Source organism: Desulfosarcina sp., from assembly GCF_041551955.1.
In the GTDB taxonomy this organism is placed as follows: domain Bacteria; phylum Desulfobacterota; class Desulfobacteria; order Desulfobacterales; family Desulfosarcinaceae; genus Desulfosarcina.
Window position 1 is genome coordinate 1 of record NZ_JBFELV010000183.1, and the last position, 9,324, is coordinate 9,324.

Genomic DNA, 9,324 nt, shown 5'->3' on the forward strand with positions numbered 1-9,324 from the left:
ATTACCATCCTGTTTGAGGCTGTACCAGTGCGTCCGTCGACGGCGAATGGTGCCCCCTGATTTTGATGATTTCAGGTTGGTAGCTGGCATTGGTGGAAAGGCGCCGGCCCGTGATGCGAATGACGATGAAGGCCACTCCGAAAAACAGGAACCCGAACAAGGCGGAAAGCCCCGATGGATCGGCACCCCGCATAACACCCACCGCTTGCCCAAGCACGGCACCGGCAATCAAGGCCAGGATCGGAAAGACATAAAGCAGGAAGGTGGCTTTTAACAAGGAAGCCGTCTGAATGTTCAAAACGATCCGATCCCCCACCTGGGCATCGGCCGAGTTGATCGCCTCGACTTCCATCTCTTTGCCGCCGCCACCCTGGCAGGCGTCTTTGGAGGAGCAGGACGCACAGGCGCTCGAGCGCGTGGTTCTTACCCATGCCGTCCCCGCCCCTGAACCTCCCATTTTAAATACAACACCTTCTTCAGTAGCCATAAGCGCTTATTCACCTATCATTGGTTCGACCCGTGCGGAGGATCAGGCGTTGACGGCGTCCCTGATCTTTTCCAACGGCCGCTGATTTTCCACATTCCTGTAGCAAATGAGGCCGCAATTGAGGCACCGGGAGGCCTCTGCCATCGCTGCCGCTGTGTCGAAACCCTTCTCGAGCTCCATCAGCTGTGCCAGGTCTCTGCTGTCGGCCAGGGGCATGATTCGCCGCTGGCTGGTGGCCACGGCTTCCACGTGGTCCACGTTCTGGATGGCCGCATCGGGCTTGAGGACGTTTTCCGGCAAATCCAATGGGATGTCGTAGATGAGTTTATGGATGGCTGCGGCAGCACGTCGCCCGGCGCCGATGGCCTTGATGGCACCGCTGAAATCGGTCAGGGCGTCACCCTTGGCAAACAAACCGGCTTCGTCGGCATGATCCGGTTGTTTGTAAGGAGGAACGGCCGTCCAGGCTCCCGGGCGGCTTTCAGCGTCATCCCCCCCGATGGGTCGGGTAAAAATCAGTTCGGGGAATCTTCCCGAAGAGAAGACCAGGCTCTCGGCTTGAAGCAGGCGCGTTTCACCGGTATCCACATTCAGCACGTCGAGCCCGGAAAGTGACTCCCCGTCACCGAACAGGCGGGTGACGCCGGCCCGCAAGACGACGTTGGCGCCGGCTTCGGTCAGCACCGAAACGGTGGCTTCGTCGAGGCTGTCCCGGAAAATAAACGTAACGGTTTCGGCACCCAGGGACCGGGCTTGGGCCAGGGCCTCCCCGGCCAATCCTTCGCCGCCTACAATCACCGTGTGCCTTCCGCAAGCAACCGTTCCATGCCCCTTTTTGCCGGAACGCAGCAGGTCCAGCAGCAGGCATCCACCGGGCAGCGGCGACTCCACCGTTTTATCGGCACCCCGGGCCAGCCGACTGTCCCAGCCGCCCGATGCGAGAAATACCGCTTCGTAGCCGTCGTCCAGCAATCCGGACACGGTCAGGTCGCGGCCCAGCATCTGGCCGGTTCGGGCGTCTACGCCCATCTCCAGGATCCCTTCGATATCCCAGTTGAGGATCGATTCGGGCAAACGGCACTTGGCGATAGCGGTATTGAGCAGGCCACCCAGACGGTCGGTGCCTTCGAACACCGTAGTCGCATGGCCCAAACGGGCCGCGAAAAAAGCCGCGGAAAGGCCCTGGACACCGCCACCGACAACGGCGATGCGGCGGCCGGTATCCGGCGCCTTGAATGGCTGGATGCGCTCCTTCTGGGTGCGTTCATAGTCGGCGGCAAAGCGCTTCAAGAAATTGATCGCCACCGGTTCGTCGACATATTTTCGCCGACAGTCGTTCTCACAGGGTCGGGGGCAGATTCTGCCGATCACCGTGGGAAAGGGATTGCGCTCCTTGATCGTCTGAACCGACCCGTGGTAGTCGCCTTCGGCAATCTGCTGGATGTAGCGGCTGATGTTGATACCCGCCGGGCAGGCGCGCTGGCAGGGTGTCGTACAATCTTCGGTGGTGTACTCCTTGAGGATTCTGCGGGTGACCGATGACAAGGTGATGATGTGCTTGGGACAAATCCGCTCACAGGTGCCACAGCCGGTGCACTTGACCTCATCCACCACGGGAAGCCCCTGAGGCCCCATGACGATCGCGTCGAAGGGGCAGGCGGCGGCGCAGGTGCCCAGACCGAGGCAGCCGATATTGCACACCTTCATGCCACCGGAAAGCAGGGCGACGGCCCGGCAGTCGTTCATGCCGTCATAGCTGTATTTGACATCTGCGTCAGCTACGCCGTAAGTGCACCCAGGAAGGGCGATGTCCGGCTCCTTGGCCTCGACGCTGACGCCGAGGATGGCGGCAATCGCCAGGGCCACGTCTTCGCCGGCGGCCACGCAGGAGTTGGGTGCGGCTTTGCCCGCCACGATGGCTTCTGCATTGGCACTGCAGCCGGGTAGCCCGCAGCCGCCGCAGTTGGCTCCAGGCAGGGCATCTTCGACGGAAACGATTTTGGGGTCTACGTAAACGTAAAAGACCTTGGAGGCCAGCGCCAGGCCGATGCCTACCACCAGCCCCAGACCGCCCATGAGTATAATGGCTATCGTCATCTCAATGCTCCTATTAAAAAATAGCGTCGAACCTGCACTTGTCGTAGCAGGTCAGACACTTGATGCATTTTTCCTTGTCGATGCGGGCCAGCTCCTTCTTTTTCCAGACGACGGCATCGGCCGGGCAGGCCCTGAAACACATGCCGCAGCGCGTGCAGGCATCCGGCTCCACTTCAAAGCGGAGAAGGGCCACGCAGCGCTTGGCCGGACATCTGCCTTCGTGAATGTGAGCCTCGAATTCATCCCTGAAGTAGCGCAGGGCGGAAAGCACCGGGTTGGGGCCCGTCTGGCCCAAGCCGCACAAGGCGGTCTCGCGGATGGTCTGTGACAGCTCGACCAAGACGTCGAGATCCTCGGGCTTCCCGTGCCCCTCGCAGATCTTTTCCAGGATCTGGAGCTGGCGGCGGGTGCCCTCCCGGCAGGGGGTGCATTTGCCGCAGGACTCGTCCTGAATGAACTCCATGAAAAAGCGGGCCATATCCACCATGCAGGTCTTGTCGTCCATGACAATGGCGCCGCCGGAACCCATGATGGCTCCCACCTTGGCGATGGCTTCATAGTCCACCGGCGTGTCCAGGTAAGCATCGGGAATGCACCCGCCCGACGGGCCGCCCAGTTGAACCGCCTTGAATTTGCGTTTATTGGGAATGCCGCCGCCGATGTCATAAATGATCGTACGCAGCGAGGTGCCCATGGGAACTTCCACCAGGCCGATATTGTTCACATCGCCGGACAGGGCGAACACTTTAGTGCCCTTGCTGGTCTCTGTGCCCACATCGGCATACCAGGCGCCGCCGTTGACCATGATTTGAGCCACGTTGGCCAGGGTTTCCACGTTGTTGAGGATAGTGGGTTTTTCCCACAGGCCTTTGTGGGCCGGAAACGGTGGACGCGGACGCGGCATGCCCCGCTTGCCCTCGATGGAGCGCATCAAGGCGGTCTCTTCGCCGCAGACAAAGGCTCCCGCACCCTGGTAGATCTCGATGTCGAAGGAGAGGTCCGAGCCCAGGATCTTGTCACCCAGCAGCCCGTAATCCTTGGCCTGCTCGATGGCCATGCCCAGCCGTTTAATGGCCAGTGGGTATTCGGTACGTGCGTAGATGTATCCTTTGTGCGCATCGATGGCCTTGGCGGCGATGATCATGCCCTCCAGCACCGCATGGGGGTCCGCCTCTAAGATGCTGCGGTCCATGAAGGCCCCGGGGTCGCCCTCGTCGGCGTTGCAGAGCACATATTTGACCGTATCGGTGCTCTTGCTGGCAAAATCCCACTTCACACCCGTGGGGAACCCGGCTCCGCCGCGCCCCCGCATGCCGGAGGCCTTCATCTCATCGATGATCTGTTGGGGGGTCATGTCGAACAGCGCCTTGGCCACACCGATATACCCGTCACGGCCGATATATTCGTCGATGGACTCGGGGTCGATCAACCCCTTGTTGCGCAGGGCCCGGGGCATCTGGTGGGCGAAAAAGGGAATCTTCGTCTGAGCGGCGATTTTGGTTTTGGAAACCGGGTCCTTGTAGAGCAGTCGCTCCACCGGTTTGCCGTTGATCAGGTGAGACTCGACCAATTCTGGCATGTCCTCAACCTTGAGCTTCTGGTAGAAGATGTCGCCGGGGTGAACCACCAGAAGGGGCCCCATGGCGCAAAAGCCGTTGCAGCCGGTTTCGATCACCTGGACCGTTTCGCCCAGCCCTTTTTCCTCGATGGCCGCCAGCAGGGCATCCTTGACGCGAATGGAGCCGGTGGCATGACAGCCCGTGCCGCCGCAGATCAGCAGGTAGGTCTTGTCCTTGAAGGTCAGCCGCTCCTTGTGCGCCTGTCTGATGCCTTCCAGGTCCTGAATGTTCAGTTTCGCCATATTCCGTCTCCAGCAGGTTTTACCAGGAACCGTCCAGCCCCCTGATGCCATTCATATAAAGTCGGCCGCAAGCCACAAACAACGAATATTCGGTGACCATCAGCGGGATTTCAAAAGATTTGGCCATCTCCACGAATGACGCAGGAGGGGTTTTGCCCCTGACGATGACAATGGCCCCGACACCGACGATTTTTGCCGTTCGCATCACATGATCCGTGGTAACACCCGTCAACAGGACACAACCCTTGGCCGCGGCCGCCAGCACGTCGTCCATCAAGTCTGACGCGCCACCGGCGGGGATGACCGTGTCCATCTGGTCTTCACCGCAAAGCATGGTGCCTTTGAGGATGTCTTTGATTTCGGAGATTTTCATGGTCGCTTTGTCTCAAAATGCAAAAGGGGTAGAGGAATGAATAACCCTACACCTATGAATAGGAATCGAGCAGTTCAAGCACCTTGTCTGAACTCACGTCCCCGTGGGTGTCCTGATCAACCACCATCACCGGTGCCAGGCCGCAGGCGCCCAGGCAGCGAACCGCTTCCAGGGTGAAACGCCGGTCCTCAGTGGTGCCCCCCTCCTTCAGCTGGTATTGATTTTCAATGCGGCTCATGGCCTCCTTGATGCCTTTGACATAACAGGCCGTTCCCAGGCACATCTTGATGGTGTGGCGCCCCTTGGGAACCATGGAAAAAAGGGAATAGAAGGAAGCCACGCCGTAAACGCTGCTGGCGGGCAGGTTAAGGCCCTGGCTGATGTAGTCCAGCAGTTCCACCGGCAGGTAGCCGGCAATGGTCTGACACTCCCTGAGAACCGTGATGACGGCCCCGGAAATGGTCCTGTTTTTTTGGATGACCGCATCGATCTGCGACCACATGTCGTCATTGATATCCGCATGGTGCGGGTGGTGTGTCAGGGTCATGTCTGAAACGCTCCTTGAATCGCAAAAATGCAACATCTTCGAATGCGTGTTGAATTGACCGATAGACGGCCTGCAACGCTATGATGATGGATCACCGGCGACCGCGTGGCAACATTTCATAATTATATGTAAATGTCAACGCTATCATGGCCGTCCACCCACGCCTGACAACGCTTGACGGGGCTGCAACAGCTGGTCTATAACCCAACCGCCCGGATGACGATAAAAAACAATGGCAATCGAATCGATACGGTTTGGCACACCCCGCAAAGTAGACGCTGGAGGCAGCCCTTGAACCGCCTGAAAGAAAAAGTCCACGAAGCGGCAGCATTTCTCGAATCAAAACTGGACGGTACGCCTGAAACCGGAGTGATCACCGGCACCGGACTTGGGGAGGCGGTCGGACCTCTCGATGACGCGCTGACGATTGATTACGCGGACATCCCGAACTTCCCTGTATCGACTGTGGTCGGTCATTCGGGACGGTTGATGGCCGGGACGCTGGCCGGGCATCCGGTGGTGGTCATGCAGGGGCGCGTCCACCTGTACGAAGGCTATGCCCCCGAAACCGTGACCTTTCCCGTGCGGGTGATGCAGGCGCTGGGCGTGCGCTGCCTAATCATCTCCAATGCGGCCGGCGGCATGAGCCCCGACTTTCGCCAGGGAGATCTGATGGTAATCCGCGACCACATCAATCTCACCGGTGAAAACCCGCTGACCGGGGCCAATCATGCCGACTGGGGCCCCCGATTCCCTGACATGACGGCGGCCTACGATCGAACCCTGGCCCGGTTGGCCTACCGGGCAGCCGACAGATTGGGCATTGCCCTGAAAAGCGGCGTCTATGCCGGATTGAAGGGACCGTCTCTGGAAACGCCGGCAGAAATCCGCTATCTGAAAACCATCGGTGCCGATGCGGTTGGTTTTTCGACGGTGGTCGAAACCATCGCCGCCGTCCACGCCGGCATGCGGGTGATGGGGCTGTCCACCATCACCAACATCAATGACCCGGATCAGCCGGAGTCGGCCTCCGTAGATGAGATCGTAGCCGCGGCCAACCGGGCGGCACCCGTTCTCAACCGCCTGATCCAAGCCGTGGTGGCGAAGATCCACGAGGGCGCGCGGCAATGACGACAGCCGCCGATCTGCTGATCACCAACGGTATCGTCATGACCATGGATCCGCATGGCCGTGTCATTGGAAATGGGGCGATAGCGGTCCGCGGGGATACCATTGCAGCGGTCGATTCAGCCGAGGCGGTTGGCCTGATAGCTGCAAAAGAGACGATCGATGCCGCCGGCGGCATCATCATGCCCGGCCTGGTCAACACCCACACCCACGCCGCCATGACCCTCTTCCGGGGACTGGCCGACGACCTGCCGTTGATGACCTGGCTCAACGAGCACATCTTCCCGGCCGAGGCCTTGCTGGATGCGAACAAGGTGCATGCCGGCACACTGCTCGGCTGTGCGGAAATGATTCTCTCGGGAACCACTTGCTTTTGCGACATGTATCTTTTCGAAGATGCCGTGGCCCGGGCCGCCAAGGCCGCCGGCATGCGGGCGGTGGTGGGGGAGGTGCTCTACGATTTTCCCTCGCCCAACTACGGCTCCATCCAAAAAGGATTCGACTACACCCGCCATTTGATCGAGGACTGGCACAACGACCCACTGGTCACCATCGCCGTGGAACCACACTCCCCCTACCTGTGTGCACCGGACCTGCTGACCGAGGCCGCCGACATCGCTCGGAAGCACCGTGTGCCGCTGGTTATCCACCTTTCCGAGACCCATAAGGAGGTCCACGACATCCGGGAAAGGTACGGCACCACGCCGGTGGGGCACCTGGCCAACCTGGGTTTGCTAGCGGCCAACCTGCTGGCCTGCCATTGCGTGGTGCTCAACGAGGGTGACATGGCGTTGTTGAAGCGGCACGACGTCAAGGTATCTCACAACCCGGAGAGCAACATGAAACTGGCCTCCGGCGTTTCACCGGTGGCCGAACTCGTCGAGCGGGGGGTCTGCATCGGTTTAGGCACTGACGGCTGTTCCAGCAACAACAACCTGGATCTGTTCGCCGAGATGGACATGGCCGCCAAGCTGCACAAGGCCAGCCGTCTGGACCCCACAGTGATGGACGCCGCCACCGTGCTGCGTATGGCCACTATCGACGGCGCCCGCGCCTTGGGGTTGGACGGCATCACCGGCAGCATCGAAACCGGCAAGCACGCCGACATCATCGTCATCGATACCCGCAAACCCCACCTGACCCCCATGTACAACCCGGCCTCTCACCTGGTTTACGCCGTCGGCGGCAGCGATGTGTGCGCCACCGTGATCAATGGCCAGGTGCTGATGAAAGAGCGTCGACTCGTGCACATGGATCTGGAAAAGATCATGGCCGACGCCCGGCAGATCGCCGGAACGATCCGAGGAGGCTGACATGGACGTCGATGTCGTCATCCACAATGGAACCTTGGTGACGGTGGACAACCGGATGCGAATCGTCGAAAACGGATGGATCGGCATTCATGAAGGCGTCATCCGGACCATCGAGGCCACTGCACCGGATTCACCGCCGCCAACGGCCCCAATGACCATCGACGCAGAGGGCGGTATGGTCATGCCCGGCCTGGTCAACACCCACACCCATCTGCCCATGACGCTGTTCCGGGGCCTGGCCGACGACCTGCCCCTGATCGACTGGCTCGAGGAACGCATCTTCCCGGCCGAGGCCCGCTTCATCAATCCTGAAACGGTGCGGTGGGGCACGCTTCTCGCCTGCGCGGAAATGCTGCTCTCCGGCACCACCTGCTGCTGCGGGGGTTATTTCCACGAAGACGCCGTGGCCCGGGCCGTCGCTGAAACCGGCCTGCGGGCCGTGCTGGCCCAGGGGGTCATCGACTTTCCGGCCCCCGGGGTGCCGGATCCGGCAAGGAACATCGCCCACGCCAGGGATTATGCCCAGCGCTGGAAGGGCCGCAGCCGACTGATCAGGCCGTCCGTCTTCTGCCATGCACCCTACACCTGCAGCGACGACACCCTCGAGGCGGCCAAGGCTGCCGCCGACGAACTGGACCTGATCTTTCAGGTGCATGTGGCCGAGACCCGGTTCGAGCGTGATCGATCCATCAAGGAGAAAGGCCTCAGCCCCATCGCCCACCTGGACCGGCTGGGTATTCTCGACCGCCGCACCTTGTTGGCGCATTGCATCTGGGTGGACGACGCGGACATCGCCACCATCAGCCGACGCGGCTGTGCCGTCTCGCACTGCCCGGAGAGCAACATGAAGCTGGCCTCGGGCATCGCACCCGTGACCGGGATGCAGTCAGCCGGGGTGACGGTGTCGTTGGGCACCGACGGCTGCGCCAGCAACAACAACCTGGACCTGTTCGGTGAAATGGGCACGGCTGCCAAGCTGCACAAGGTCGCCACCGTTGATCCCACGGCCCTGAATGCGGCCAGCGTGCTCAGAATGGCCACCATGGACGGCGCCCGGGCCATCGGGCTGGCGGATCGCATCGGTTCTCTGGAAGTCGGCAAACAGGCGGACATCATCGTCCTGGACACCCAGGCCCCCCACCTGACGCCCATGTACCACCCGGAATCACACATCGTCTATGCAGCCGGCGGCGCCGACGTGCGCCACGTCCTGGTGGCCGGCAGGCAGCTGGTGAGAGACCGGCGGTTGCTGACGATCGGTATCGGTGAAGTGATCGACCGAGTCAATGCGATTGCCCAGGACATCCGATCAAGCCTCAATATTATTCAGTCTTGGTAGCTTACTTTCGCAATTCATGTTTTTTAGGTCAGAAAACAAATCACAATAACCAAAAACCAAATGACAAATAAATCACAACACCTAAATTTAAAATTCCAAACCCCATAATTTTGAACAAAGAACATTCCAATCGTCAATAATTGTGGCAATCAATATGACAATCAATTGTTAGTTTTTGA

General features: G+C 60.2%; 8 protein-coding genes. 3 read left to right on the top strand and 5 right to left on the bottom strand.

Annotated features, from left to right (window positions below; all coding sequences use genetic code 11):
- Position 1 precedes the first annotated feature (1 nt).
- The 5 genes from ABYV26_RS14315 to ABYV26_RS14335 are packed head-to-tail and all read right to left on the bottom strand — an operon-like array spanning position 2 to position 5,365.
- Positions 2-487 (bottom strand): SoxR reducing system RseC family protein, encoded by a 486-nt coding sequence (locus ABYV26_RS14315; RefSeq protein WP_372682034.1) that lies wholly within the window; start codon positions 485-487, stop codon positions 2-4.
- Positions 488-529: 42 nt separating this feature from the next.
- Positions 530-2,584, bottom strand: coding sequence for an RnfABCDGE type electron transport complex subunit B (locus ABYV26_RS14320; RefSeq protein WP_372682035.1), 2,055 nt, complete (start codon positions 2,582-2,584; stop codon positions 530-532).
- Between the two features lie 13 nt (positions 2,585-2,597).
- Positions 2,598-4,445: an NADH-quinone oxidoreductase subunit NuoF gene (nuoF, locus tag ABYV26_RS14325; RefSeq protein WP_372682036.1), complete on the bottom strand. Its 1,848-nt coding sequence runs from the start codon at positions 4,443-4,445 to the stop codon at positions 2,598-2,600.
- 19 nt (positions 4,446-4,464) lie between these two features.
- A complete protein-coding gene (locus ABYV26_RS14330; RefSeq protein WP_372682037.1) occupies positions 4,465-4,818 on the bottom strand; it encodes a hypothetical protein in 354 nt (117 codons plus the stop codon).
- 52 nt (positions 4,819-4,870) lie between these two features.
- Positions 4,871-5,365, bottom strand: a complete 495-nt coding sequence (locus ABYV26_RS14335; RefSeq protein ID WP_372682038.1) for an NAD(P)H-dependent oxidoreductase subunit E — start codon at positions 5,363-5,365, stop codon at positions 4,871-4,873.
- A gap of 291 nt (positions 5,366-5,656) precedes the next feature.
- Here ABYV26_RS14335 and ABYV26_RS14340 point away from each other — a divergent pair, with 291 nt between their 5' ends.
- From ABYV26_RS14340 to ABYV26_RS14350, 3 genes are read left to right on the top strand one after another with little or no spacing between them, the layout of a single operon-like run.
- Positions 5,657-6,496, top strand: a complete 840-nt coding sequence (locus ABYV26_RS14340) for a purine-nucleoside phosphorylase (RefSeq protein WP_372682039.1) — start codon at positions 5,657-5,659, stop codon at positions 6,494-6,496.
- The gene (locus tag ABYV26_RS14345; RefSeq protein WP_372682040.1) at positions 6,493-7,806 is read left to right on the top strand and encodes an amidohydrolase; all 1,314 of its coding nucleotides are present in this window, start codon (positions 6,493-6,495) and stop codon (positions 7,804-7,806) included. The genes ABYV26_RS14340 and ABYV26_RS14345 overlap by 4 nt, the downstream gene beginning before the upstream one ends.
- A 1-nt stretch (position 7,807) precedes the next feature.
- A complete protein-coding gene (locus ABYV26_RS14350; protein ID WP_372682041.1) occupies positions 7,808-9,145 on the top strand; it encodes an amidohydrolase in 1,338 nt (445 codons plus the stop codon).
- The last annotated feature ends 179 nt before the right edge of the window (positions 9,146-9,324 follow it).

Bases quoted from the DNA above. Each gene is read 5' to 3' on its own strand.
- ABYV26_RS14350 (WP_372682041.1), top strand. From the start codon at position 7,808: ATGGACGTCGATGTCGTCATCCACAATGGAACCTTGGTGACGGTGGAC.
- nuoF (WP_372682036.1), bottom strand. From the start codon at position 4,445: ATGGCGAAACTGAACATTCAGGACCTGGAAGGCATCAGACAGGCGCAC.
- ABYV26_RS14320 (WP_372682035.1), bottom strand. From the start codon at position 2,584: ATGACGATAGCCATTATACTCATGGGCGGTCTGGGGCTGGTGGTAGGC.
- ABYV26_RS14335 (WP_372682038.1), bottom strand. From the start codon at position 5,365: ATGACCCTGACACACCACCCGCACCATGCGGATATCAATGACGACATG.
- ABYV26_RS14315 (WP_372682034.1), bottom strand. From the start codon at position 487: ATGGCTACTGAAGAAGGTGTTGTATTTAAAATGGGAGGTTCAGGGGCG.
- ABYV26_RS14330 (WP_372682037.1), bottom strand. From the start codon at position 4,818: ATGAAAATCTCCGAAATCAAAGACATCCTCAAAGGCACCATGCTTTGC.
- ABYV26_RS14345 (WP_372682040.1), top strand. From the start codon at position 6,493: ATGACGACAGCCGCCGATCTGCTGATCACCAACGGTATCGTCATGACC.